Raw genomic sequence first — 24,348 nt, 5'->3', positions numbered from 1 at the left:
CCCCGAAGGGAAACTAAACAACCAGAGTGCGCATTCCTGCCTGCAAGCTGGCTAGGCTAGCTTGCATGTCTGAAGCTCTAGTTGCGCGGGATCTCAGGCTGCGCTTCGGGGACAAGGCCGCACTGGACGGGCTCAGCCTGACGGTGAAGACGGGCCAGGTCACGTCGCTGCTCGGTCCCAACGGTGCTGGCAAGACCACGTTCATTCGCTGCTGCACCGCATTGCTGCGGCCCGACTCGGGGTCGCTTGCCGTCTTCGGCCACGCGCCGGGAAGCGATGAGGCGCGCGCCGTCGTCGGGCTGATGCCACAAGCTACAGGAGCGTGGGCAACCGCGACCCCACGAAAACTGCTCGGCTACCTCGCCCGGTTGTACAGCGATCCACAACCGGTCGACGAGTTACTCGCCCTACTCGGGATCGACGACTGTCGCGCCACCCCCTATCGGCGACTCTCCGGCGGACAGCAGCAGGCCGTTAACCTGGCGGGAGCCCTGATTGGCAGGCCCAGGCTTCTGTTCCTCGACGAGCCCACAGCAGGCCTGGACCCTCGGGCCCGCAAGCACACCTGGCAGCTGATCCGACAGATCGTCGCCTCCGGGGTCAGCATTCTGTTGACCACGCACAACATGGCGGAGGCAGAGGAGCTCTCCGACAACGTCCATGTCCTGCATCGGGGCAGGATCCGGGATGAAGGAACCGCCTCCGAACTGGCGGAGAGCTACGGCTCGATCGAGGACGCTTTTCTTGCCTGCACGGAGGCGGAGGAATGATCGATTTCACGCCGAACCCCCGGCCCGCGCCCCGTCTGGCGCAGATCTGGGCCCACGCCCGCATGGAGGCGGGTCTCATCCTCTCCAACGGGGAGCAGTTGCTTCTGTCCGTCGTGATCCCCCTGTCTGTGTTGCTTGGCGGCCGGTTCCTCGGCGAGCGCTTCGCTATGCCCTTCTCCGAGTTAGCGCCGTCGGTGCTGGCCATGGTGCTCTGGTCCTCGGGCCTGACCACGCTCGCAATCTCCACCGGCTTCGAGCGTCGCTACAACGTGCTGGAGCGCCTGGCCGCCACTCCCCTCGGCCGTGAGGGTGTCCTGCTCGGCAAGAGCCTGTCGATCCTGCTCATCACGGTGGCCCAGTTGCTGGTGTTGACCGGATTGGCGGTCGTGCTCGGCTGGCGTCCCGACATTCAGCCGCTGCCCACACTCCTTGCCGTGGCCTCCGGGGCCATCGGGCTCGCATCGTTCATAGCGCTCGGATTGGCGATAGCTGGCTCCCTACGGCCGGAGACCACGCTGGCGGTGGCCAACCTGCTGTTCCTGTGCGGTTTGGCTCTCGGTATCGTGATCCCCGTCGCCGCGTTACCGGACTGGGCGTGGTTCGTCCAGTTCCTCCCGACGGCGGCGGTAGGAGAGGCGCTGCGCGCTGTGAGCAGCGGAGCGGTGGTTTGGCTGCCTCTGGTCGTGGTCTCACTGTGGGCTTTGGCTGCAGCAGCCTTGGCGAGAAAGGTATTCAAGTGGACTTCCTAGGAACGGCTAAGGCCATGCGCGTGTGGCTTTGGGCGTCGCTGATCTGCAACATGCTCATCATCGTCACCGGCGGTGTCGTCAGAATCACGGGTTCCGGCCTGGGCTGCTCCGAGTGGCCCACCTGCGAGGAAGGACAGCTGGTCCCGCACGGTGAATTGGGCATCCATGCCGCCATCGAGTTCGGCAACCGCACGCTCACCGGGCTCCTATTGATCGCGGCGATAGGCGCGCTGGTCTCGGTGGCGAAGGTACGCGGCCGGAACTCCAGGCTCTGGTGGATCACCTTTTCCGTGCTGCTCGGCATCGCAGCCCAGGCTGTCCTGGGCGGTATTACGGTCTGGGTGAAGTTGCACCCAGCGATCGTCGCCGCCCACCTGGTGTTGTCCATCGCGCTCGTGGTGCTGTGCACCTGGGCGGTGTTTATCGGCGAGAACCAGTCCCCCGATCCGGTGGCCCCCCTGCCCTACTTTGTCGTTCTGGCCACCTTCCTGGCTTCGCTCGTCGCCATCAGCACCGGCACCCTGACCACCGGAGCCGGCCCACATTCCGGCGACGCGGAGAGCGTGCGCAACGGCCTGAACATCGTGAGTATCGCCCGTGTGCACGCGCTCAGCGCCTGGGTGGTTGCGGCCCTCGCCGTGCTGACCTTCGTCCTGCTGCGTAAGGCCAGCAGGTCGGCAGCCAGGGTGGCTCTGATCTTCCTCGGGGTCGTGGTGGCCCAGGGAGCAATCGGCTACATTCAGTACGCTCTCGGGATTCCTGCGAGTGTCGTTTGGCTTCACATGGTGGGGCTCACCGTGCTGACCGCGGTGGCCGCATGGCTCCTGTGCTCCGTGCGCCGCACCAGCATCTGAAGCCCTACACCACAACACCTTGACGAAGCTGCGAAAGGAAGCTGATGGTTCTGCCTGCCTTCTCTGAGTACACGGCGAAACGCTACCGCACGGAAATCCAGGCTGCGCTGGCCGAGCAGTTGGCCGGACTGGCCCGCCTGGGCTCGGATGCCAACCCGCCCACGCCCGAGAACGTGTTGGGGGCCTGGGAGGCCGCCGCGCGGCCAGTGACCAACTGGTTGAACGTCTTCTACTCGGTGCTCTACTCCGACGCCACACCTGAACTCGAGGACCTTGCCGAAGAGCTCGCGCCGAAGCTCGCCGCGCACGAGGACGCAATCATGCTCGACCTGGCCCTCTACAGGCGGCTCCAGACGCTGGCCGAACGCATCGCCGCTGAGGAGATCCCGGCAGATGATGAGGACCGATATCATCTCCAGGAGTTGATCGCGGAGTTTGACCGCGCCGGTGTTTCCCTGAACCCGGCCGATCAGGAGAGGCTCCGAGAGATCAACGAGCGGCTCGCCCAACTCAGCAGTACCTTCGAGCGCCTCAACCGAGAGGCCCGAAACGCCGCAGCGGTGCCGGTCTCTGCAGACGAGCTGGCCGGACTGAACACGGAGGACATCGAGGCTGTCCAGGCGGACGGTTGGCACATCGCGTTGGTGAACAGCACGCAGCAGCCGCTGGCCGCCAAGGCCGAGAACCCCGAACTCCGCCGGCGGCTCCTCACCGCTTCGCTAGGCAGAGCGCTCAACGAACCGGACACCCGCCCGGTAATCGTAGAATGCGCGCGTCTGCGCGCCGAACGCGCATCTTTGCTGGGCTTCTCCTCGCACGCGGCGCTCGTGGCCGCCCGCGGGACGGCAAAAACCACGGAGAGGATCGAGGAAATCCTCATCCCCCTGGCCCAGGCCACCCTGGCCAAGGCCCGAGCCGAAGGAGAAGAGCTGGCCCAGCACTATCAGAAGTTGGCGCCCGGCCGTCCCTTCACCGCCGCGGACTGGGGCTACGTCGAGGCGAAGCTGCGCAAGGAGCGTTTTGCCTTCGACGAGAACGAGCTGGGCGAATACCTGACGGTGGACCGGGTAGTATCCGCCTGCTATGAAGCGGCTACTGAGCTCTACGGCATCCAGTTCACTCTCCGCCCCGACCTGGAAGGCCATGTGAGCGGCGCGCAGGTCTACGAGATCAGCGACGCCGACGGCTCGCCCGTCGGCTACTTCTTGATGGACCTGTGGGCGCGACCGACCAAGAACGGCGGCGCCTGGATGACCTCAATCAACGAGGTGTCCCGCCTGTCGGGTGAACTGCCTGTCGTGACCAACAACTGCAACTACCGCGAGTCGGTACCCACCGTGACCTGGGACGAGGTCATCACGATGTTCCACGAGTTCGGGCATGCCCTGCACGGCCTGTTCGGCAAGGCCAAGTACGCTTCCCGTTCCGGCACGAACGTCCCGCAGGATTTCGTCGAGTTCCCTAGCCAGGTGAACGAGCACTGGGCCTGGCAGCCCGGCCGGGTACTGCCCGCCGAGTGGCTGGACAGGCTCAAAGCCGCAAGTTCCTTCGGCATCGGCTACGCCAATGCAGAGGCCCTCATCGCGGCCGTGCTGGACTACGTCTGGCATTCCACTCCTCTCGATCAGCTGCCCTCCTCCCCCGACGACGTGCTCTCCTTCGAGCAGGCTGCGCTCAGCCGCCACGGCTTGGCCGACGAGCTCGTGCCGCCCCGCTACCGCTCACAGTACTTCGCCCACATCTGGGGAGGCGCTTATGCCGCCAGCTACTACGGCTACTCGTGGGCGGAGGTCCTGGATGCGGACGCGGTCGCCTGGTTCGAGGAGAACGGTGGCGGAACGCGAGCCAACGGCGACCACTTCCGGGCGACGCTCCTCGCCCCGGCCGGCGGCATCGACCCGATGACAACCTACCGCCGGTTCCGCGGCCGGGACGCCACGCCAGCGGCGCTCCTCGAACGGATCGGGATCGCCTGACTCACCGAAGCTGAACTCTCGGGGCCCGGCGGAGCCCCGGGGGCTCAGCGCACGTAACGCAGCGGGTTAACCTTGGCCTCGCACTCCATCCCGACTCGAATCTGCCCGGATATATGCCCGATCGTGCGCAGGGCGAAGAGTTGCGCCGTCACCCGGTCCCGCAGCGTCTCCGGCGCAATAGTGTTCAGATAAATCTTGCTTGCGCCCTCGAAGCCCGCGACAGTCGACACCCGCCACTTCAGCATCACCCGCCAGGGCATCGGCTCCCGGACGTCGATCGGACGGTAGTGCCATTCCTCGTTACACGGGATCTCCGGCCCGGTAGCGGCATGGATCGCGTGAATCATGTCGGACATGCCCGCGATCTCCTCATCAGACATCCGCCAGGGATCAGGTTGGGCCGAACGGGAGAAGATCTCGATCGTCGGATAGCGGTGGCCAAAGCCCGCGAAGGCTATGGCGTGCTCGCTCTCGGCGATGTACAGGTTTTTGCGCGCCGCGTAATTCGCGCCGGCCTCGTTGAAGATGTTGTTGTTGCGTCGGAGCTTGGCCAGTGTCAATTCCTGCTGGGAGCCACGCTCGTCGATGGCCACCAGCTGCTTGTGCAGATGATCGAACGACGCGCCCGCAGGCGCCAGCCAGTTCTGGAACACCGTGACGTAACGCGCGTAGCGGTTGAACTGGTACTGCTGCCGAACCGCCTCGATGGTGAGCCGGATGAACTGCTCGTGTTCCTCCCTGGACAGGGTCCCCGACGAGGCCAGCTGCGAGTCGTTCGTCGCCCCCTCGACGAAGTGCCGGCGGGCGATCACCACGTCGTGGCCCCCGCCGAAGAAGCCAGAGGCCAGCGCGAGTCGTTCCTCGACACTCAGCCGCGCGATCTGGTCGTCGCTCTTGCCCCCGGCCCGCAGTTTGGCGGCCACGACGCTGAGCACGTGCGCGAGCCCGTCGGGCTCCGCCAGATAGGCTTCCTTTGCCCTGGCCACCTGCTCGGGCAGTTGGTAGCCGTAGTTGAGTTTCCAGTAGTCGTAGCTGAGGATCTCGAACAGGTTGGGGACCCGGCGAAACTCCGCCAGCGTCGCGTGCAACTCGTTCGCGGGGACGTTCTCCACCGTCTCCCATCCGCCGGCGCCTCGGATCACCCGCGTTTTCTCGGGCGGAGTCTCCAAGTAACGATCCGAACAGAACGCACACCTGCTGCGTTCCTCACCGGGCTCCAGCCGATGGGGCGTGCGGCTCGTCACCCCGAGGGGACGGTTTCCCCGGCCGGGAATCGTCCACACCTCGGTTCCGGTGAAGGGATTCAGTTGCTTGACAGTTCCGTCCTGCAGGTGTGACAGGTATTCCGGTTCCCTCAGGAAGGGCTCCATCGCTCGCTCTCCTCCTCAGAACAGCAGCGGGTCGAGGGCAATCGCCAAAAACACGATCGCCAGGTAGGTATTTGACCAGTGGAAAAGGCGCATGGCCTTCAATTGCGCGTCCACCAGCCCAGCTCTCGCTCGGCCCAGCAGCCGCGCGGCCTCAACGATGAGCACGATTCCGGCTCCCAGCGCCACCGCGGGATACAGGTATCCGGTCGGAGCGGCCGGCCACAGCAGAAGCGAGACCACCACTGTCGCCGCCGAGTAGGCGAGAATCTGCATCGCCACCTGACGGGCGGAACGCACGACGGGCAACATGGGCACCCCCGCCTGTGCATAGTCCTCCTTGTAGCGGAAGGACAGCGCCCAGGTGTGTGGTGGGGTCCAGAAGAACACGATGAGGAACATCACCACAGGAGGCCAGCCGACGCTGTTCGTCACCGCCGTCCAACCAATCAACGGAGGGAAACAGCCTGCGATTCCACCCCAGATGATGTTCTGCCAGGTACGGCGCTTCAACCACATGGTGTACACGAACACGTAGAAGGCGTTGGCCGCCAGCGCCAGCCCGGCCGACAGCCAGTTGGCACCGAAGCCGAGCAGAAGCGCTGAAGCGAGCGCCAGCAGCAGACCGAAGATCGTGGCGTCGCGGGCGCTCACCTGGTGGCGCGGCATCGGTCTCCGTCGGGTGCGGCGCATCACCTCGTCGATGTCCTTGTCCCAAACGCAGTTGAACACGTTGGCACTGGCCGCGGCCAACCAGCCGCCGAACAGCGTCGCCAGGGTGGGGACTAAGGGAGGCAGCCCACCGGCCGCGAGGAACATCGCCGGTAGAGTGGTCACCAGCAGCAGCTCGATGATCCTTGGTTTAGTCAGCGCAACGTAAGCCTTGATCACGTCCTTAGCGTCGGCTGCTTCTTCTGTAGTCACCCGGACTCTTGCCTCCTAGATAAACCTCAGTAAGTCTACCTGTGAAATCCAGCCCAGTCCCGTCCGGTTTTCCGGTTAGGCTGAGACGCATGCTGATTGATCCGAGCGAGTTCACGAATCCCTTGTGGGATCCTGCAGATCGACGCCTGCCCCGCGTGCCGCAGTCGTGCGTGCTGGTGCTCTTCGGTGTGACGGGCGACCTCTCCAGGAAGAAGCTGATGCCCGCCGTCTACGACCTCGCCAACCGCGGCCTGTTGCCTCCGGGTTTCGGCCTCGTCGGGTTCGCGCGCCGGGAATGGCAGGATCAGGATTTCGCCCAGCAGGTGCATGACGCCGTCAAGCAGAACGCCCGCACCGAGTTTCGCGAGGATGTGTGGGAGCAGTTGTTGGAGGGGATCCGTTTCGTCAGCGGCACGTTCGACGACGATGCCGCCTTCGAACGGTTGAAGGAGACCCTGAGCGAGTTGGACAACGAGCGCGGCACCGGCGGGAACCACGCCTTCTATCTCTCGATCCCGCCGTCTGGATTCGAAACCGTCATGCGGCAGTTGCGCACCCACGGACTGACCGAGCAACGCCCCGGCAGCTGGCACCGGGTGGTGATCGAGAAACCGTTCGGGCACAACCTCGCCTCGGCACGCCAGCTGGACCAGGTGGTTTCCGCCCTCTTCAAGCCGCAGGAAGTGTTCCGTATCGATCACTACCTGGGCAAGGAAACCGTGCAGAACATCCTCGCATTGCGCTTCGCCAACCAGCTGTTCCACCCGGTGTGGAACAACCACTACGTGAGCCACGTCGAGATCACCATGGCCGAGGACATCGGCATCGGCAGCCGTGCAGGGTACTTCGATGGCATCGGCATCGCGCGGGACGTGATGCAGAACCATCTGCTCCAACTGCTCGCGCTAGCAGCGATGGAGGACCCCACCAACTTCGAGGCCGCACAACTGCGCGAGGAGAAGAAGAAGGTGCTCGCCGCAGCCAGCGTGCCCCGAGACTTTGCCGCCCACACCGCGCGGGGCCAGTATGCCAACGGTTGGCAGGGCGGTAAGCAGGCCCCGGGCTACCTGGAGGAGCAGGGCGTGGATCCCTTGTCCCGCACCGAAACCTTCGCCGCCATTCGGGTGGACATCGACAATCGGCGCTGGGCCGGTGTGCCGTTCTACCTGCGCACCGGAAAACGCATGCCACGGCGCGTCACGGAGGTTGCCCTCAACTTCAAACGCCCACCACACCTACCCTTCGCCCAGACCGACACCGCGTCGTTGGGCACCAACGCGCTGGTGATGCGCATCCAGCCCGACGAGGGAGTCACCTTGCGCTTTGGCGCCAAAGTCCCCGGCACCCAGATGGAGATTCGCGACGTGTCGATGGACTTCGGCTACGGCGGCTCGTTCACCGAGTCCTCCCCCGAAGCCTACGAGCGACTGATCCTGGATGTGTTGCTCGGCGAGCCTCCGCTGTTCCCGCTGCAAGAGGAGGTCGAACTCAGCTGGCGTCTCCTGGACCCGGTGCTCGAATACTGGGAGAGCCTAGCCGAGCAGCCGGAGCAGTATGAGCCCGGCTCCTGGGGCCCGCAATCCGCTCACGACATGATCGCCCGCGACGGCTTCGCCTGGCGCCGACCGTAAGGAACCACCATGCTCATCGAACTGACAGACACATCAGCCCAGGAGATCAGCTCGGCCCTGACCAAGGCGCATCGGGGGGCAGGGGCCTCCGGCCTGGTCCTGACGCTCATCATCGCCTCCGATTCGGCCCATTTCGAGCAGGCGGTGCAGGCAGCGAAGGCATCCGCGTACGCGCACCCCTCTCGCGTGATCGTGGTAACGAACGGCGACCCTAGGGGCTCTGCCCGGTTGGACGCAACGATCGAGGTGGGTGATGGGCTGCCGGGCGACCTCCTCACCCTGACCGTCAGTGGGGATCTCACGAACCATTCGCGAGCGATACTGCTTCCTCTCCTGCTGCCCGATTCACCCACCGTGGTCTGGTGGCCGCACGAGGGGCCGACTGACATCTCCAGCGATCCGGTCGGAACACTCGCCACGCGCCGCATCACCGACGCCAGTACCTGCAGCGAGCCGCAGCGCGCGCTGCTCACCCGGGCGCGGCATCACACACCTGGTGACACCGATCTGACGTGGACGCGCCTCACCCGGTGGCGCGCGCTCCTCGTGTCCGCGGTGGACCAGGTGGCATCGCCCGTGCTCGGCGCCCGGGTGACCTCGGTCGCGGACAACGCCCCCGCCACGCTGCTGGCCACATGGCTCAGCATGAAGCTCGGGGTGCCGGTCGAACGGGTTGATGGTGAGGGCGTCGGGGTGATCCAGGTCGAGGTGGAAACCGAGGCCGGGGTGATCCGCATTCACCGCCCAGGCGATACGATCGCGGAGTACACCGTGCCCGGACAGCCGCCCCGAAAGGTGGCGCTGCGTCGGCGGCCCTTGACTGATCTCCTCACCGAGGAGTTGCAGCGCATGGACCCCGATGCAGTCTTTGAGGCCACCGTAGCGCACCTTCTGACTAGTCAAGGAGAGCACTGATGTTCACCCGAGTGGTTCGGCTACCCTCAGCCGCAGACGTGGCCAAGCTTGCGGCGGAGCAGTTGCTCGCGCTGATTCTCGACCGACAGGCCAGGCAGGATCGCATCGACATCTGCCTGACCGGTGGCAACACCGCCAACGCCATGTATGACCATCTGGCAACGCTGTGTGTGGAAGCACCCATCGATGCCAGCAAGATCCATTTCTGGTGGGGCGACGAGCGCTTCGTGCCGGCCACCGACCCGGAGCGCAACTCTCTCCAGGCGGTGGAGCGACTGGCGCGCACCCTGCCAGTCAGCTCGTTCCGCATCCATATGATGGCGGCTCAGGACGGCCGCAAGGATTCGCACGAGAGCGCGGAGGGTTACGAGTCCGAGCTGGGCGACACTCGTTTCGACCTCGTTCTTCTGGGCATCGGCGAGGATGGGCACTGCGCATCCATCTTCCCCAACCACCCGAGCTTCGAGCCGACGACCCGGCTTGCCATCGGTGTGGAGAACTCGCCGAAGCCTCCCGAAGAGCGGATCACGCTGACTTTCCAGGCACTGAACCGGACTGATCAGGTGTGGTTCCTCGCCACTGGCATCGGCAAGGCTTCTGCGGTCGCCCGGGCTCTGGCCGGCGACGATTCCCTGCCTGCATCGTTCGCGCACGGCGAGCGCGCGACCGTCTGGTTCCTCGACGATGGTGCGGCCGCGCAGCTGCCGCCCGCCTTCGAGTGTGAGGTCTGATCCTCCGGCGGTTCCTGGGACGGGTTGGGGGCGAGAAGCCGACCGCTTCTCGCCCCCAACCCGTGTTCTTGGGCCAGTGCTCAGTAGATGATCTCCCCCGCCGCCCGCCTGGCCCGCAGCGCCGCGACGGCTTCCTCCAGAATCGCGGCCGCCTCGGCCTCGGAGCGTCGCTCCTTCACATAGGCGAGGTGGGTCTTGTACGGGATCGTCTTCGGCGGCGGCGGCGGATTGGCCGCGTCCAGATTCGCAGGCAGGCCGCAGCGCGGGCAGTCCCATTCCTCCGGAACCTGCGCATCGACCGCGAACGCGGGACGGGTCTCGTGCCCGCTGGCGCAGAAGTACGAAACCCGATGTCGGGGGACCGTGTCTCCGCGCTCCGCCTCGCCCATGGGCCCTGCGCCCACGCGGCTACCGCGGATGGCGTTACCTCCAGCCACTACAAACTCCTTTGGTCTCTATCCGGGTCAGAAGGCGCCCAGGCGATACAGCACCAGAAGCGCCAAGATCGCCACGAGCCACAACAGGCCAACGATCAGGGTGATTCGGTCGAGTCGACGCTCCGCACGCGACGCGCCGCCCATCGAGGTCGACATGCCACCGCCGAACAGATCGGACATTCCGCCGCCGCGGCCCTTGTGCAACAGGATGGACAGCGACAGCAGGATGCTCAGCAGAATCACCAGCGCTGAGATGACGCTGACGGGGAAAGACAGGAGGACAATCACGCGGGAAAGTTTAACCGACTCCCCGCCGATAGACACAATCCTGCGCAGCCGTCGTGCGGGGGCACAGAAAGCGTCGGCCAGCCCGCTGACAGGGCTGGCCGACGCTTGGGATTTGGCGGTCAGATCAGGCCGGCAGATCCTTGAACCGGATGATCGCCGCAAACTCCTCGGCCTGCAGGCTCGCTCCGCCGACGAGAGCGCCATCCACGTCGGGTTGGGCCATGATGTCACGAATGGAGCCGGACTTCACGGAGCCGCCGTACTGAATCCTGACGTGCTCGGCAGCCGCCTCACCGAAGCTAGTGGCGATCTCGGAACGGATGGCGCCACAGACTTCCTGTGCGTCCTGTGGGGTGGCAACCTCTCCGGTGCCGATGGCCCACACGGGTTCGTAGGCGATGACCAGATTGGCCACCTGCTCCGGAGTGAGCCCATCCAGCGCGCCCCGAACCTGGGCCACGGTGTACTCGACGTGACGGCCCTCCTTGCGCACGTCGAGGCCCTCGCCGACGCAGATGATCGGGGTCATGCCGGCCGCGATCACCTTCTTGGCTTTGGCCCCGACGAGGGCGTCGTCTTCGCCGAAGTACTCGCGTCGCTCGGAGTGCCCGACGACCACGTAGGCCACCTGAAGTTTGGCGAGCATGTCCGCGCTCACCTCGCCCGTGTAGGCGCCGGAGTCGTGCTGCGACACGTTCTGCGCGCCGAGCTGTAGGGGCATGCGGTCGCCGTCGATCAGAGTCTGCACCGTGCGCAGATCGGTAAACGGTGGAATGACCACCGCATCCACGTCCTTGCCCTCGAACTGCTTGTCCGCGAGGCTCCAGGCGAGCTTCTGTACCAGTCCGGTGGCCTCAACGTGGTTGAGGTTCATCTTCCAGTTGCCTGCAATGATGGGTTTGCGAGCCATTTACTTCTCCTCTTCCAGAACAGCGATGCCGGGGAGTTCCTTGCCCTCGAGGAACTCAAGGGAGGCGCCTCCTCCCGTCGAGATATGGCCGAAGTCGTCATCCGCATGGCCAAGGGAACGAACAGCCGCAGCGGAATCGCCGCCGCCGATGACGCTGAAGGCCGCGGAGTCGGCCAGCGCCTTAGCAACCGCGGCGGTGCCGTGCGACAGCTCCGCGATCTCGAAAACGCCCATGGGGCCGTTCCAGAAGACAGTCCTGGCACCCTTGATCGTCTCCGCGAACAACTTCTCGGTCTCGGGCCCGATGTCCAGGGCCATGCGATCGGCCGGGATCTCGTCCACGCTGACGGCCTGGACCTCGCCCAGCACCTTTCGTCCCTCGAAGTCGGCGCCCTCGGCGATGCGAGCATCGACCGGCAGCAGCAGCGTCTTCCCCGCCGCCTTGGCCCGCTCCAGGTACTCCGCGCACGTGGCCACGTTGGACTCGTCAAGCAGGGACTTCCCGACCTCCTTGCCCTGAGCCTTGAGGAAGGTGTAGGCCATGCCGCCGCCCACGATGAGAGTGTCGGCCACCTTCAACAGGTTGTCGATCACCGCGAGCTTATCGGCCACCTTGGCCCCGCCCAGCACCACCACGAGCGGACGCTCTGGATCCTGCGTGAGCTTGCGCAGCACCTCGACCTCGCGACCCACCAGGTAGCCCGGGGCGCTCGGCAGCAGGTGGGCCACGTCGTAGACCGACGCCTGCTTGCGGTGCACGACGCCGAAGCCGTCCGAGACGAAGACGTCACCGAACTCGGCGTACTTCTTGGCCAGCTCCGCGCGCTCCGCGCAGTCCTTGGCGGCCTCGCCCGGCTCGTAGCGCACGTTCTCCAGCAAAGCCACCTGACCCGGTTCGAGCTTAGCGACGACGGCCTTGGCGGACTCCCCCACCACGTCCTCCGCCAGCGCAACCTCGCGGTCGAGCAGTTCGCTGAGGCGCTTCGCCACGGGCGCCAGAGAATACTTGGGATTGACCTCGCCCTTCGGGCGGCCCAGGTGGGCCATGATCACGACGCTGGCGTTCTTCTCCAGCAGCTTGTTCAGAGTGGGGAGCGCCGCACGGATGCGACCGTCGTCGGTGATCACGTCGCCGTCAAGCGGCACGTTAAAGTCGCAGCGGATCAGCACGCGCTTGCCATTGAGATCGAGTTCGTCGATCGACTTCACGTTTGGAAACCTTTCTTAGTGGGTGGTCCACGGACACCCGAGTGAGTAGGGGCCCCGCGGTCCTGCTCGCAGGATCACGGGGCCCACAGGGTCATTACTGACGTCAATCAGAGCTTCGAGCCGACGAGGACGGTCAGGTCAACGAGACGGTTGGAGTAGCCCCACTCGTTGTCGTACCAGCCCAGGACCTTGACCTGGTTGCCGATGACCTTGGTCAGCTTGGCATCGAAGATGCAGGAGGCCGGGTCGGTCTCGATGTCCTTGGAGACGATGTCGTCCTCGGTGTAGACCAGCACCTTGCCGTCCGCCGCCTTCTTCACGGCCTCGTTCACTTCCTCGACGGTGACCTCGCGGGCTGCCTCGAAGGTGAGGTCGGTAGCGGAGCCGGTTGGGGTGGGGACGCGCATGGCGTAGCCATCGAGCTTACCCTTGAGTTCCGGCAGCACCAGAGAGACGGCCTTCGCGGCACCGGTGGTGGTGGGAACCATGTTGAGAGCGGCGGCCCGGGCGCGACGCAGGTCCTTGTGCGGGCCGTCCTGGAGGTTCTGATCCTGGGTGTAGGCGTGGATCGTGGTCATGAGACCCTTGACGATGCCGATGCTGTCGTTCAGGGCCTTGGCCATCGGAGCCAAGCAGTTGGTGGTGCAGGAAGCATTGGAGATGATGTGGTGTGCAGCCGGATCGTACTTGCTGTCGTTGACGCCCATCACGATGGTGATGTCCTCGTTCTTGGCCGGAGCCGAGATGAGCACCTTCTTGGCACCAGCATCGAGGTGTGCCTTCGCCTTGGTGGCGTCGGTGAAGAAGCCGGTGGACTCGATGACGATGTCAACACCCAACTCGCCCCAGGGCAGATTCGCGGGATCCTTCTCTGCGAAGGCCTTGATCTCCTTGCCAGCAACGATCAGCGCGTCTTCGTCGTAGCTGACCTCGCCCTCGAAACGACCGAGGATCGAGTCGTACTTGAGGAGGTGAGCGAGGGTCTTGTTGTCGGTCAGGTCGTTGACTGCGACCACGTCAAGGTCGGCGCCGGAGGCGACGAGCGCGCGGAAGTAGTTACGACCAATGCGGCCGAAGCCGTTAATAGCAACCTTCACGGTCATCTGATAGGTACCCTTCATTTCACTTGGCCTACGCCTGGGCCAACCCCAGAATGCGTAGTGTGCCTTTCGGAACAAGACAATCCTAGCCGGGTCACCATCGCTGGCAAGACGACGGGGCCCGTTTAGTCCACTTCGCCAAACTCAGCGGGCAGAGCACTTTCTGTGTCTGGAATGCCTGCCTCGCGGGCGCGCTTGTCAGCCATCGAAAGCAGCCGGCGGATCCGCCCCGCGACGGCGTCCTTCGTCAGCGGGGGATCGTGCATCTTGCCGAGCTCCTCAAGGCTGGCCTGCCGGTTCTGGGTGCGCAACTGCCCCGCCACCCGCAGATGCTCCGGCACGTCGTCGCCGAGGATCTCCAGGGCCCGGTCAACGCGCGCGCTCGCCGCCACCGCGGCCCGCACCGAGCGGCGCAGGTTGGCGTCGTCGAAGTTCGCCAGCCGGTTCGCCGCAGCCCGCACTTCGCGCCGCACCCGCCGCTCCTCCCACAGCAGCCGGGTCTCCTGCGCCCCCAGCCGCGTCAGCAGATCACCGATTTCCTCCGCGTCACGCATCACAACCCGGATCACCCCCCGGGCTTCCCGGGAGCGGGCGGTGAGGCCCTGCCTGCGTGCCGCACCCACCAGGGCCAGAGCCGACTCGGCGCTCGGGCAAGTCACCTCCAGGCTCATCGAGCGGCCCGGCTCGGTGAGTGAGCCCCGCGCCAGGAAGGCGCCCCGCCAAACCGCCGTCGCGTCCGCCACCGAGCCGCCCACCACCTTCGGGGGCATACCCCTGACCGGGCGACGCTTCTGGTCCACAAGTCCTGTCATGCGCGCCAGGCGCTCGCCGTCCTTGATGACCCGAACGGTGTAGCGCGGACCACGATGGATGCCAGAGGCGTTGATGATCATCAGTTCGGAGGACACGTCCCACAGTTCCCCCAGCAGCATACGCAGCCGCCTGGCCGCCGCCGACATGTCGAACTCGGCCTCCACCACGAGCCGTCCGGCGACGAGATGCAGGCCGCCGCCAAAGCGCAGCATCGAGATCACCTCGGCGCTGCGCACGCTCTCCTGCGGCACGTCAACGGTGCATAACTCGGATTTCAGACGTTGGGTCAGAGCCATCAGCAGACACCTTTCCTTCGCACCACGTCGTTGAGCACGGCGGCGAGCTTCTCCGGGTCGTGCACGGCCCGTTTGCTGGAGCTTGCGACGTCGGCCACCAGCAGCTCCCCCCCGATCGCGCGGACGTAGTCGGCCATGCACGAGTCTTGCTGCGCGAAACCGGAGTCCGCAATCACGACGTCGAATCGCACCTCGGGCGCATGCTCCGCGAGCAACTCTATGTGACGGGCCGCGGAGAAGCCCGCCGTCTCGTCGGCGGGGACCAGATTGAAGATCAGCACCCGCAGTGCGGACGAGCGGGCCACCGCCGCGCGCAGCTCCGGCACCAGCAGGTGGGGCAGCACCGAGGTGAACCACGACCCCGGCCCCAGAACGACGGCATCGGCCTCGCCGATTGCGGCAAGCGCGGCCGGATGCGCCGGGGGTTTATCGGGCACCAGACGCACCGCCTGAACCTGGGCTTTGGCCTTGGCCACCGTGGCCTGGCCCGTCAGGGTGTTGATCTCGTCCGGCGCGAACGGGTCCAGCCCCAAAACATCCGCCTCGATCTCCAGCGGCACCGAGCTCATCGGAAGCACCCGGCCGCACACGCCCAGCAGATCCCCGACCATGTCCAGCGCCGCCACCTCGTCGCCCAGCTGCTGCCACATTCCGGCGATGAGCAGGTTCCCGATCGCGTGCCCGCCGAGTGGGCCGTCGCCGGCGAAGCGGGCCTGCAGCACGCTCGCCCACTTTCGTCCCAGGTCGTCGTCGCTGCACAGCGCCGCCAGCGCCATCCGGAGATCGCCGGGAGGCAGGATGTCGAACTCGGCCCGGAGCTTGCCCGAGGAACCCCCGTCGTCGGCCACAGTAACCACCGCGGTGATATTCCGGGTGACTCTGCGCAGCGCCTGCAACGTGGCCGACAGGCCATGCCCGCCGCCAAAGGCCACAATCCTGGGGTCGCTCACCTGCATCATTCCTTCTCGATGTCGCGATGCATCACGGTCTGCCCGTAGCCCCGCTCAGCCAGTCGGCGGCCGAGCTCCTCGCTGATCGCCGTAGATCGGTGCTTGCCACCCGTGCAGCCCACGGCGATCGTCACCTGCCGCTTACCCTCGGCCAGGTATCCGGGGGCCGTGGTGTCGACCACACTCACAATGTGGCCCAATAGTTCCTGGGCGCTGTGGTGCTTCAGCACGTACTGCGCCACGTCGCGGCTGAGGCCCGACTTCGGCCGAAGCTCGGGAATCCAGAAGGGATTGGGCAGGAAACGCACGTCGAACACCAGGTCGGCGTCGATCGGCAATCCGTGCTTGAAACCGAAACTCATGATCGCCGCGGAGAGGTTGTCGGTGCTATCGCTGCCGAAGTGGTTGCTGACCCGCTGCACCAGCTGGCGCGCGCTCAGCCGGGAGGTGTCGATCACGATGTCCGCCCGGGCCCGCAGCTCGGACAGCAGGTGCCGTTCCTTCGCGATGCCGTCCATCAACCTGCCTGCGCCCTGCAGCGGAAGGGGGCGCCGGTTCGACTCCTGCCGCTGGACGATCACGTCGTCGTCGGCCTCCAGGTAGACCAGAGCGAGGATCTGGCACTGGGCGCGCAGCTGCTCAATGGCGGCCGGGAACTGCTCGAAGAACACGCGAGTCCGCACGTCAGCGACGACCGCAAGCCGGTCGACACCGAAACCGGAGACCGTTTTCGCGAGCGAAGGCAGCATCACCGGCGGAAGATTGTCGACGACATACCAGCCCAGGTCCTCCATGGCGTGCGCGGCTGTTCGCCGACCCGCCCCGGACAGGCCAGTGATGATCGCGATTTCTTTCACCATGGGCCCCAGCCTAGCCAGTCGCGGGCCTCACACCGATTCAGGACGGTTCGGTGTCGAGCAGCGCCCGGGCGTGCAGGGCCTCCCCCGTGTTGGCCGCGTAGGCCACCGCAGCCACCAGCGTCGGTACGAGGAGGGCGAAGAAACTTCCGTCCCGGCCCCGCGCACGGGCCGCATCGCGAGCGGTGCCGAACGAACCCACCAGGTAGGGAATGGAGCGCACCATGATCGCGACGGCCAGCGCGGCCGTGCGCGGATTGATCCCTACCAGCCGCAGGACCGCGAAACCCTTGGACAGCGCATCGATCAGTTCGGGGGTGCTGGTGGTGAGGGTCAGGATCCGGGAGGCCAGCACCGCTAGCAGCACCGTTCCCGGCGACGTGACGGCGACGTCGAAGCGGCCGCCCACCACCTGGAACACCGCCAGAACTGCCAGCAGGATCCACATGCCCAGCCCGATGTTGAGCGCGCGCCGCGGGTTGATCCCGGACGTGGCGAGGATCGCCAAAGCGACCGCCAGCAGACCCAGCACCAACCACCAACGCGAATAGATCATGGCCGTCAGCGCCAGACCGAACATCATCAGGTATTTCCACCCCGCCGGGGTGCGGAAGAGCCATCCGTCCTGGGGCTGGTAGATGCCCAACAGCGATGCGTGCGGGTTCATGCCATCAGGTTCCGGTAGTGGTCGAGCGCGACTCGGGGCTCGTCGTCGGCAACGATGCGGCCGCCCTCGACCACCAGCACCCGGTCGGCCAGTGTCGCGAAGTCGAGGTCGTGGGTGGAGAAGATCACCTGCTGCTCCAGCTCGGCGAAGACCTTTTTCAGCTGGCTGCGGTTGCGCAGGTCCAGCAGCGTCGTCGGCTCGTCGGCGACCAATACCTTTGGTTCGACGGCGAGCACGCTGGTCAGGGCAACCAGTTGCCGCTCGCCGCCCGAGAGATCGTAGATGGACTGGTGCGCGATGTCCCCGATCCCCCGGGCGGCGAGCAGTTCTTGGGCGCGGCGCAGGCGTTCGGCCTTGCCGCGGATCGTAGCGCGCAGGCTGAGTTCTACGTCCTCCACAGGCGTGGACATCAGCAGCTGCGAGAGCGGGTCAGTGAACACGAAACCTACCAGCTTGCGCACAAGCTTGTTCTCCTCGACGGTGTGGTGGCCTTGCACCGTCACTTTCCCCGCGCTGGGGGCGCGCAGGCCGTTGAGGAGTCTCAAGAGGGTTGACTTGCCGGAGCCGTTGGCCCCGACGACCGCGATGCGCCGCTCGCGCAGTTCGATACTGATGTCATGCAGGAGCACCTTCTCCTGATCCCCCTTGCGCAACGGGGGGATGGCGACGCTGACGCGGTCGAGGACGATCATGCCTGGTTCAGCCTTGGGAAGGCCGCGTAGATGATGAGTGCGACCGCCACCGCGACGATGGACTTCACCAGGTCGCCGGGCCAGAAGGCCAAGTCGAGCAGCACCGCCTCCCACATCGACTTCTCCAGCACGCGCGCCATGCCGAGCGCCCCGAGCGGGAAGATGACCACCAGGCGAGTGGCCAGCAACACGACCAGCAGCAGAAGGGGTGTCAGCTTGGACAGCCCCCGGCGCAGCACGAGCCGAGCGAGGTAGCCGCTGAGCAGCACGGCGAGGAGGAAGGAGACGAGGTAACCGCCCGAGGGGCCGAAGAACACGCCGATCCCGGACCTGCCCTGGTTGAACACCGGCAGCCCCAGCGCACCGACGAGCAGCCAGAGCCCGACGGCGCCGGCAGCCCGCCAGGGCCCCAGCACGAGAGCGCTCAGGGACACCACCAGCGTCTGCAGCGTGATCGGCACGCCGAAAGGCAGCTGGATGCCGGGGGCGACCGAGGCAGCCGCGAGCAGCGCCGCGAAAACAGCGATGTAGGCGACATCGGAGGCCGCGAAGTCGCGCACTTGGGCACGGGCGGGCGCGGAGGTCATGGTCTTCTCCTTTTCTGTGAGATCACCTCATCTAACACCACCTATTGAACGGTGTTCAAACCGGGCCTCAGTTCGAGGTGACCTCTCCCGTCGCCAGGTTCACCGCCTCCGCAGCAGAGCCGGCCACCGCAGCGTACACGGACGCCGCGAGCGTTGGCCCGAAGCCAGGCACCCGCGCGATCTCCTCGACGCTCGCCTCGCGCAACTTGCGCACGCTGCCGAAATACTTCAGCAGCGCCTTCCGGCGCACGTCGCCCAGGCCGGGAACGCCGTCGAGGACGGAATCCATCAGCGCCCGACCGCGGCGCGAGCGGTGAAACGTGATCGCAAACCGGTGTGCCTCGTCCCGGGCACGCTGCAGCAGATACAGTCCCTCTGAGGAGCGCGGCAGGATCAGCGGATATTCCTCGCCCGGCAACCAGACCTCTTCCAGGCGCTTCGCAAGCCCGCAGAGCGCGATCTCCCCGCCCAGCCCGAACTCGTCGAGCACCGAGGCTGCAGCCGCCACCTGCGGCGCGCCACCGTCGACGACGATGAGCGCAGGCGGGTACGTGAACCGCCTGGCGGAACCCGTCGTCGCATCGATGAGCTCGTCCTCCGCAGAATCGCGCAGGCGGCGCAGCCTTCGGGTGAGCACCTCGCGGATGGCGCGCACGTCGTCGGAGCCCGCGAAACCCTTGATCAGAAAGCGACGATATTCGGAGCCGCGAGCCAGCCCGTCTTCGAAGACCGCCATCGCACCCACCACCTCCTGACCCAGCGTGTGCGAGATGTCGTAGCACTCGATGCGCAGGGGCGGCCCGGCCAGGTTGAGGGCCTCCGCTATCTCGTTGAGCGCCCGATTCCGGGTGCTCAGATCCGTGGAACGCTTGAGCGCGCGCTTCTCAAGCGCAAGCTGGGCGTTACGCACCACCGTGTCGAGCAGCGCGCGCTTCTCGCCGCGCAGCGGCACCCGCACCTCCACCTTCGCCCCGCGGCGGGCCGTGAGCAGCTCCGCGATCCCGGTCTCGACCTCCACCGAGGTCAGGACCGTAGGCGGCACCTGCACGTCGTCGGCGGCGTAGAGCTGCCCCAGGAAAGCACCCACCAGATCCGTCAGCGGTCGATCATCGGTCTTGTCGGCCACCCAGCCGCGCTCGCCCAGGATCCGGCCATCAACGACGTGGAAGGCCTGCACCGCGATCTGCGCCTGATCCTCCGCGAACCCGACGACATCGGCGCACGTGCCGTCCAGGAACACCACCGCCTGCTTCTCCTGCACCTTCTTCAAAGCCGCGAGCGAATCGCGCAGCGTGGCGGCGCGCTCGAAGTTGAGTTCCGCCGAGGCTTCGTACATCTCGCGTTCCACCCGGCCGATCACGTCGCCGGTGCGCCCGCCCATGAAGGCCATGAAGTTGGCGGCGATCTCACGGTGCTCGGCGGCGCTGACCCGGCCGATGCACGGCGCGGAACACTTTCCGATGTCGCCCAGCAGGCACTGCCTGCCGGAGCGGCGCGCCCGGTCGAAGACCCCGCGCGCGCAAGAGCGCATGGGGAAGACGCGCAGCAGCAGATCCACGGTGTCGCGGATGGCCCAGGCTGCGCCGTAGGGCCCAAAGTAGCGGGTGCCGCGCTGCTTCTGGCCCCGGCCGACGTACACCCGCGGAAATTCCTCCGCCCAGGTGATAGCGAGCCAGGGGTAGGACTTGTCGTCGCGATACATCACGTTGAATCGCGGATCGAACTGCTTGATCCAGGTGTGTTCGAGTTGGAGGGCCTCCAACTCGGTGGCCACCACCGTCCACTCGACGCGCGCCGCGGTGCGCACCATCGTCTGGGTACGGAAATGCTTGCCATCCAACCCGACGAAGTAGGAGCTCACCCGGTTGCGCAGGTTGCGCGCCTTCCCCACGTAGAGCACATTGCCGAACGCGTCGAAGAACCGGTAGACACCCGGCGCCGTCGGGATGTCCGACGTCCGGGGCCGGTAGGACTCGGGGTCAGCCATAGGTTGGTCCTATCCTGCCGGATCGGGCGCTTGCCCCAGCAGGGCGCTGAGGAAGTGGCCGGTAGCCGACTCCTTGAGCGTGGCGATGTGCTCTGGGGTGCCCACGCCCACCACCTCGCCGCCGCGCGACCCGCCGTCGGGGCCCATTTCGATGAGCCAGTCCGCGCACTTGATGACGTCGAGGTTGTGCTCGATCACGACCACGGTGTTGCCCTGGTCGACGAGCCGCTGCAGGACCACCAGCAGGCGTCGGATGTCCTCGAAGTGCAGGCCGGTGGTTGGCTCGTCGAGCACGTACAGGGTGCGGCCGGTGGAGCGTTTCTGCAGCTCGGAGGCGAGTTTGACGCGCTGTGCCTCGCCGCCGGAGAGCGTGGTGGCGGGCTGCCCGAGACGGACGTAGCCCAGCCCAACCTCGTCGAGGGTTTTCAGGTGTCGGGCGATGGCGCTGATCGAGCCGAAGAAGTCGACTGCCTGCGCGATGGGCATGTCCAGGACTTCGGAGATGTTTTTGCCCTTGTAGTGCACCTCCAAGGTTTCGCGGTTGTAGCGTGCCCCGTGGCACACCTCGCAGGGGACGTAGACGTCGGGCAGGAAGTTCATCTCCACGCGGATCGTGCCGTCGCCGCGGCAGGTCTCGCACCGCCCGCCCTTGACGTTGAAGGAGAACCTGCCCGCTTGGTAGCCGCGGACCTTGGCCTCGGGGGTCTGCGCGAAGAGGGAACGGATCTTGTCGAATACTCCGGTGTAGGTTGCGGGGTTCGACCTCGGGGTACGTCCGATGGGCGACTGATCGACCTGGATGACTTTGTCGATGTTCTCCAGCCCGAGGAGTTTGCGGTGCTTTCCTGGCACGTCCTTGGCCTGGTAGATGGCCTTGGCGGCGGCCGGGTACAGGATCCCGTTGACCAGGGAGGATTTCCCGGAGCCGGAAACCCCGGTGACCGCGATCAGCTTACCCAGGGGGAATTCGACGTCCACGTTGCGCAGGTTGTTGTGCCTCGCCCCGTGGACCTTGATGGCACTGCCATTGCCCACGCGGCGCACGGCGGGTGCCTCGATGGCTAGTTGCCCGGACAGGTAGCGGCCGGTCTTCGACTCGGGGTTGGCCAGCAGGTCCTCGACCGGCCCGGAGACCACGACCTCGCCGCCCAGTTCGCCGGCCCCCGGCCCGATGTCCACGATCCAGTCGGCCGCCTTGATGGTGTCCTCGTCGTGTTCCACGACGATGAGGGTGTTGCCCATGTCGCGCAGCCTTTCCAGAGTCTGGATGAGCCGCAGGTTGTCGCGCTGGTGTAGGCCGATGCTGGGTTCGTCGAGCACGTAGAGAACGCCGACCAGCCCGGATCCGATCTGGGTGGCGAGGCGGATACGTTGGGCTTCCCCGCCGGAGAGGGTGCCTGCCGCGCGGGAGAGCGTGAGGTAGTCGAGGCCGACGTCGAGCAGGAAGCGCAGTCTGGCCTGGATCTCCTTGATGACCCGCCGGGCGATGGTGGCTTCCGTCGGGGTTAGTTCGAGTCCGCCCAGGAAGTCCGCCGCCTCGCCGATGGACATCGCGACCACGTCGGCGATGTTTTTGTCGCGCACCGTGACCGCCAGCGACGATGGTTTCAGTCGGTCGCCCCCGCAGGAGGAGCAGGCGACCTCGCGCATGTACTGGCCCCATTTGTCCCGGGACCAGTCCGATTCGGCTTCCTCATGGCGTCGTCTGACGAATGGCACCACGCCCTCGAACTTCTGCGAGAAGCTGCGGGTGCGCCCAAACCGGTTGCGGTACTTCACCACGACTGCCCCCTCGACCCCGCCGAGCAGGAGCTTTCGGACTGCGGGCTTGAGCTTCCGCCACGGGGTACCCATGTCGAAGCTGTGTTCCTCGGCGAGCGAGGCGAGGACGTGGTCGTAGTGACCGCGGATGTGCGCGCCGGCCCAGGGCGCGATGGCACCTTCCGCGAGCGACAGGTCTTCGTCGGGGATGATGAGTTCCGGGTCGGGATCCAGCACCATGCCGAGGCCGGTGCACTGCGGACAGGCACCCCAGGGCCCGTTGAACGAGAACTGTCTGGGTTCCAGCTCCTCGATCGCCACGTCGTGTTCGTTGGGGCAGCCCATGCGCTCCGAGTAGCGTTTCACGCGCTCCGGGTCGTCGGCGGGCAGGTCGACGAAGTCGATGGCGACGATGCCACCCGCGAGTTGCAGCGCCGTCTCGACGGATTCGGTGATGCGCTGTTTGGCGCTCGCCCGAACCACCGCGCGGTCGACGATGGCTTCGACGTCGTGCTTGCGTTTCTTGTCGATCTCCGGCAACTCGGTGAGGGCGTGGATCTCACCGTCGATGCGCACCCGCGAGTACCCGTCACCGAGAAGCTGGCGGAATAGCTCCGCGAACTCGCCTTTGCGACCACGCACCAGCGGGGCGAGGATCTGGAATCTGGTTCCTTCCGGCAGCCCGAGGAGCCGGTCAACGATCTGTTGCGGGGTCTGCCGACCAATCTGCGCACCGCACTCGACGCAGTGTGGGACGCCGATGCGGGCGAACAGCAGCCGCAGGTAGTCGTACACCTCGGTGATGGTGCCGACGGTGGAGCGCGGGTTGCGGCTCGTCGACTTCTGGTCGATCGATACTGCCGGGGACAGGCCGTCGATGAAGTCGACGTCGGGTTTGTCCATCTGGCCGAGGAACATGCGCGCGTACGCCGACAGCGACTCGACGTAGCGCCGTTGCCCCTCGGCGAAGATGGTGTCGAAGGCGAGCGAGGATTTGCCCGACCCGCTGAGGCCCGTGAATACGATCAGGGCCTCCCGCGGCAGGTCGAGGGAGACGTTTTTCAGGTTGTGTACGCGTGCCCCGCGCACCACGAGCCGACTATCCACAACAAAGCATCCTATGCCCGCAACCAAGGAACTTGCCTTTTGATAGGTTGGCTCACATGACCGAGGCCGCATCATTCAGCGACATCGTGGATGCAGTGCGTGAGCAGACCGCGCATCTGCTGGGCACCACGATCTCTTACGACGCTGACGACTGGGCCCAGCCCACTCCCCTACCCGGCTGGACTCGATCGCATGTGGCTGCCCACCTGGTGGAGGGCGCTCTCGACCTGCAGCACCGCCTGCGCTCACCCGACGGTTTGGGTCGTTTCCGCTCCCGCGCCGACCGTCGGGTAGCGCTGGAGAAGCGGGCGCTGTCGCCAGAGCTGGAGCTGCAGATTCAGCTCGACGAGACGGCCGGCGAACTCCAGCCGCTCCTGGCCGCTGCGGAGACCGACGAGCGCACGTTCAGGCTCGGCGACTGGCTGCTGAGCCCCGCGCAGCTCGCGACGTTGCGGCTGCGGGAGCTAACGATTCATCACTACGACCTGATCGGCGAGTTGGCGGATCTACCCGAGTTCGCATATCGCGCGCTCCTCGGACTGGAAGTCACCCGTCCGGCCCTGTACGGCATGCCCGGGGTGCTGCTGCTGGCCGACGACGGCTTCTCGGAGCGGATGGGTAGCGAGGGGAGCGCGCCGACGACGGTGATCGGCCCGGCCCGCGACCTGCTGCTTTGGCTGGCTCGCGGGGTGAACAGCCCGAATGTCAGTGGCGCGCTGGATATCCCCAACCCGGCTTCGCTCGGCTAGTTCTTTGCGGTTGACGAAGTT

At 66.0% G+C, this 24,348-nt stretch carries 23 protein-coding genes; 8 read left to right on the top strand and 15 right to left on the bottom strand.

Going from position 1 to position 24,348, the window contains the following annotated elements:
- Positions 1 to 65: 65 nt before the first annotated feature.
- The 4 genes from EII42_RS00200 to EII42_RS00185 are packed head-to-tail and all read left to right on the top strand — an operon-like array spanning position 66 to position 4,349.
- Positions 66 to 770: an ABC transporter ATP-binding protein gene (locus tag EII42_RS00200; RefSeq protein ID WP_125170095.1), complete on the top strand. Its 705-nt coding sequence runs from the start codon at positions 66 to 68 to the stop codon at positions 768 to 770.
- Complete coding sequence (locus tag EII42_RS00195; protein ID WP_125170094.1) at positions 767 to 1,519, top strand: ABC transporter permease; 753 nt, start codon at positions 767 to 769, stop codon at positions 1,517 to 1,519. The genes EII42_RS00200 and EII42_RS00195 overlap by 4 nt, the downstream gene beginning before the upstream one ends.
- Positions 1,520 to 1,533: 14 nt before the next feature.
- Entirely contained in the window at positions 1,534 to 2,373 is an 840-nt protein-coding gene (locus EII42_RS00190; RefSeq protein ID WP_125170093.1) for a heme A synthase, read from the top strand.
- A gap of 44 nt (positions 2,374 to 2,417) precedes the next feature.
- A complete protein-coding gene (locus tag EII42_RS00185; RefSeq protein ID WP_125170092.1) occupies positions 2,418 to 4,349 on the top strand; it encodes a M3 family metallopeptidase in 1,932 nt (643 codons plus the stop codon).
- A gap of 44 nt (positions 4,350 to 4,393) precedes the next feature.
- Here the strand turns inward: EII42_RS00185 and EII42_RS00180 are convergent, their stop codons facing one another.
- Positions 4,394 to 5,719, bottom strand: a complete 1,326-nt coding sequence (locus EII42_RS00180) for a DUF4921 family protein (RefSeq protein WP_125170091.1) — start codon at positions 5,717 to 5,719, stop codon at positions 4,394 to 4,396.
- Positions 5,720 to 5,734: 15 nt separating this feature from the next.
- Positions 5,735 to 6,640, bottom strand: a complete 906-nt coding sequence (locus EII42_RS00175) for a heme o synthase (protein ID WP_125170090.1) — start codon at positions 6,638 to 6,640, stop codon at positions 5,735 to 5,737.
- A gap of 89 nt (positions 6,641 to 6,729) precedes the next feature.
- On the opposite strand from EII42_RS00175, the gene zwf reads away from it, so the two are divergent.
- Genes zwf through pgl form a run of 3 tightly spaced genes read left to right on the top strand, consistent with a single transcriptional unit; the run spans position 6,730 to position 9,917 of the window.
- Positions 6,730 to 8,271, top strand: a complete 1,542-nt coding sequence (gene zwf, locus EII42_RS00170; RefSeq protein ID WP_125170089.1) for a glucose-6-phosphate dehydrogenase — start codon at positions 6,730 to 6,732, stop codon at positions 8,269 to 8,271.
- Positions 8,272 to 8,280: 9 nt separating this feature from the next.
- Entirely contained in the window at positions 8,281 to 9,186 is a 906-nt protein-coding gene (locus EII42_RS00165; RefSeq protein WP_125170088.1) for a glucose-6-phosphate dehydrogenase assembly protein OpcA, read from the top strand.
- A complete protein-coding gene (pgl, locus tag EII42_RS00160) occupies positions 9,186 to 9,917 on the top strand; it encodes a 6-phosphogluconolactonase (protein ID WP_125170087.1) in 732 nt (243 codons plus the stop codon). Before EII42_RS00165 ends, pgl begins: the two co-directional genes overlap by 1 nt.
- Before the next feature lie 80 nt (positions 9,918 to 9,997).
- On the opposite strand, the gene EII42_RS00155 is transcribed toward pgl, so the two are convergent.
- The 13 genes from EII42_RS00155 to uvrA form a co-directional block, all read right to left on the bottom strand.
- Complete coding sequence (locus tag EII42_RS00155; protein ID WP_125170086.1) at positions 9,998 to 10,354, bottom strand: RNA polymerase-binding protein RbpA; 357 nt, start codon at positions 10,352 to 10,354, stop codon at positions 9,998 to 10,000.
- A gap of 27 nt (positions 10,355 to 10,381) precedes the next feature.
- Positions 10,382 to 10,642, bottom strand: coding sequence for a preprotein translocase subunit SecG (gene secG / locus EII42_RS13370; protein WP_233558203.1), 261 nt, complete (start codon positions 10,640 to 10,642; stop codon positions 10,382 to 10,384).
- A gap of 124 nt (positions 10,643 to 10,766) precedes the next feature.
- Positions 10,767 to 11,552, bottom strand: a complete 786-nt coding sequence (gene tpiA / locus EII42_RS00145) for a triose-phosphate isomerase (RefSeq protein ID WP_125170084.1) — start codon at positions 11,550 to 11,552, stop codon at positions 10,767 to 10,769.
- A complete protein-coding gene (pgk, locus tag EII42_RS00140) occupies positions 11,553 to 12,761 on the bottom strand; it encodes a phosphoglycerate kinase (protein ID WP_125170083.1) in 1,209 nt (402 codons plus the stop codon).
- Between the two features lie 107 nt (positions 12,762 to 12,868).
- The gene (gene gap / locus EII42_RS00135) at positions 12,869 to 13,864 is read right to left on the bottom strand and encodes a type I glyceraldehyde-3-phosphate dehydrogenase (protein ID WP_125170419.1); all 996 of its coding nucleotides are present in this window, start codon (positions 13,862 to 13,864) and stop codon (positions 12,869 to 12,871) included.
- Between the two features lie 122 nt (positions 13,865 to 13,986).
- Entirely contained in the window at positions 13,987 to 14,970 is a 984-nt protein-coding gene (gene whiA, locus EII42_RS00130) for a DNA-binding protein WhiA (protein ID WP_125170082.1), read from the bottom strand.
- The gene (gene yvcK / locus EII42_RS00125) at positions 14,970 to 15,929 is read right to left on the bottom strand and encodes a uridine diphosphate-N-acetylglucosamine-binding protein YvcK (RefSeq protein ID WP_370318071.1); all 960 of its coding nucleotides are present in this window, start codon (positions 15,927 to 15,929) and stop codon (positions 14,970 to 14,972) included. Before yvcK ends, whiA begins: the two co-directional genes overlap by 1 nt.
- Positions 15,926 to 16,780: an RNase adapter RapZ gene (gene rapZ, locus EII42_RS00120; RefSeq protein ID WP_125170081.1), complete on the bottom strand. Its 855-nt coding sequence runs from the start codon at positions 16,778 to 16,780 to the stop codon at positions 15,926 to 15,928. The genes yvcK and rapZ overlap by 4 nt, the downstream gene beginning before the upstream one ends.
- Positions 16,781 to 16,817: 37 nt before the next feature.
- Positions 16,818 to 17,444, bottom strand: coding sequence for a hypothetical protein (locus EII42_RS00115; protein ID WP_125170080.1), 627 nt, complete (start codon positions 17,442 to 17,444; stop codon positions 16,818 to 16,820).
- Positions 17,441 to 18,136 (bottom strand): energy-coupling factor ABC transporter ATP-binding protein, encoded by a 696-nt coding sequence (locus EII42_RS00110; RefSeq protein WP_125170079.1) that lies wholly within the window; start codon positions 18,134 to 18,136, stop codon positions 17,441 to 17,443. Before EII42_RS00110 ends, EII42_RS00115 begins: the two co-directional genes overlap by 4 nt.
- Entirely contained in the window at positions 18,133 to 18,723 is a 591-nt protein-coding gene (locus EII42_RS00105) for a biotin transporter BioY (protein WP_125170078.1), read from the bottom strand. The genes EII42_RS00110 and EII42_RS00105 overlap by 4 nt, the downstream gene beginning before the upstream one ends.
- Positions 18,724 to 18,790: 67 nt before the next feature.
- Positions 18,791 to 20,710 (bottom strand): excinuclease ABC subunit UvrC, encoded by a 1,920-nt coding sequence (gene uvrC, locus EII42_RS00100; RefSeq protein WP_125170077.1) that lies wholly within the window; start codon positions 20,708 to 20,710, stop codon positions 18,791 to 18,793.
- Between the two features lie 9 nt (positions 20,711 to 20,719).
- Positions 20,720 to 23,578, bottom strand: a complete 2,859-nt coding sequence (gene uvrA, locus EII42_RS00095; RefSeq protein ID WP_233558202.1) for an excinuclease ABC subunit UvrA — start codon at positions 23,576 to 23,578, stop codon at positions 20,720 to 20,722.
- Positions 23,579 to 23,634: 56 nt separating this feature from the next.
- Between uvrA and EII42_RS00090 the strand changes: the two genes are divergently transcribed.
- Positions 23,635 to 24,327, top strand: a complete 693-nt coding sequence (locus EII42_RS00090; RefSeq protein ID WP_125170076.1) for a maleylpyruvate isomerase family mycothiol-dependent enzyme — start codon at positions 23,635 to 23,637, stop codon at positions 24,325 to 24,327.
- Positions 24,328 to 24,348 lie beyond the last annotated feature (21 nt).

This window comes from Tessaracoccus sp. OH4464_COT-324, assembly GCF_003932855.1.
Classification (GTDB): domain Bacteria; phylum Actinomycetota; class Actinomycetes; order Propionibacteriales; family Propionibacteriaceae; genus Arachnia.
The sequence above is the reverse complement of the archived record's forward strand: the minus strand, read 5'-3'. Positions and strand labels throughout refer to the sequence as shown.

Coding starts and splice junctions, on each gene's coding strand:
- EII42_RS00200 (WP_125170095.1), top strand. CDS start 66: ATGTCTGAAGCTCTAGTTGCGCGGGATCTCAGGCTGCGCTTCGGGGAC.
- EII42_RS00195 (WP_125170094.1), top strand. CDS start 767: ATGATCGATTTCACGCCGAACCCCCGGCCCGCGCCCCGTCTGGCGCAG.
- EII42_RS00190 (WP_125170093.1), top strand. CDS start 1,534: ATGCGCGTGTGGCTTTGGGCGTCGCTGATCTGCAACATGCTCATCATC.
- EII42_RS00185 (WP_125170092.1), top strand. CDS start 2,418: ATGGTTCTGCCTGCCTTCTCTGAGTACACGGCGAAACGCTACCGCACG.
- EII42_RS00180 (WP_125170091.1), bottom strand. CDS start 5,719: ATGGAGCCCTTCCTGAGGGAACCGGAATACCTGTCACACCTGCAGGAC.
- zwf (WP_125170089.1), top strand. CDS start 6,730: ATGCTGATTGATCCGAGCGAGTTCACGAATCCCTTGTGGGATCCTGCA.
- EII42_RS00165 (WP_125170088.1), top strand. CDS start 8,281: ATGCTCATCGAACTGACAGACACATCAGCCCAGGAGATCAGCTCGGCC.
- pgl (WP_125170087.1), top strand. CDS start 9,186: ATGTTCACCCGAGTGGTTCGGCTACCCTCAGCCGCAGACGTGGCCAAG.
- tpiA (WP_125170084.1), bottom strand. CDS start 11,552: ATGGCTCGCAAACCCATCATTGCAGGCAACTGGAAGATGAACCTCAAC.
- gap (WP_125170419.1), bottom strand. CDS start 13,864: ATGACCGTGAAGGTTGCTATTAACGGCTTCGGCCGCATTGGTCGTAAC.
- whiA (WP_125170082.1), bottom strand. CDS start 14,970: ATGGCTCTGACCCAACGTCTGAAATCCGAGTTATGCACCGTTGACGTG.
- yvcK (WP_370318071.1), bottom strand. CDS start 15,929: ATGATGCAGGTGAGCGACCCCAGGATTGTGGCCTTTGGCGGCGGGCAT.
- rapZ (WP_125170081.1), bottom strand. CDS start 16,780: ATGGTGAAAGAAATCGCGATCATCACTGGCCTGTCCGGGGCGGGTCGG.
- EII42_RS00115 (WP_125170080.1), bottom strand. CDS start 17,444: ATGAACCCGCACGCATCGCTGTTGGGCATCTACCAGCCCCAGGACGGA.
- EII42_RS00110 (WP_125170079.1), bottom strand. CDS start 18,136: ATGATCGTCCTCGACCGCGTCAGCGTCGCCATCCCCCCGTTGCGCAAG.
- EII42_RS00105 (WP_125170078.1), bottom strand. CDS start 18,723: ATGACCTCCGCGCCCGCCCGTGCCCAAGTGCGCGACTTCGCGGCCTCC.
- uvrC (WP_125170077.1), bottom strand. CDS start 20,710: ATGGCTGACCCCGAGTCCTACCGGCCCCGGACGTCGGACATCCCGACG.
- EII42_RS00090 (WP_125170076.1), top strand. CDS start 23,635: ATGACCGAGGCCGCATCATTCAGCGACATCGTGGATGCAGTGCGTGAG.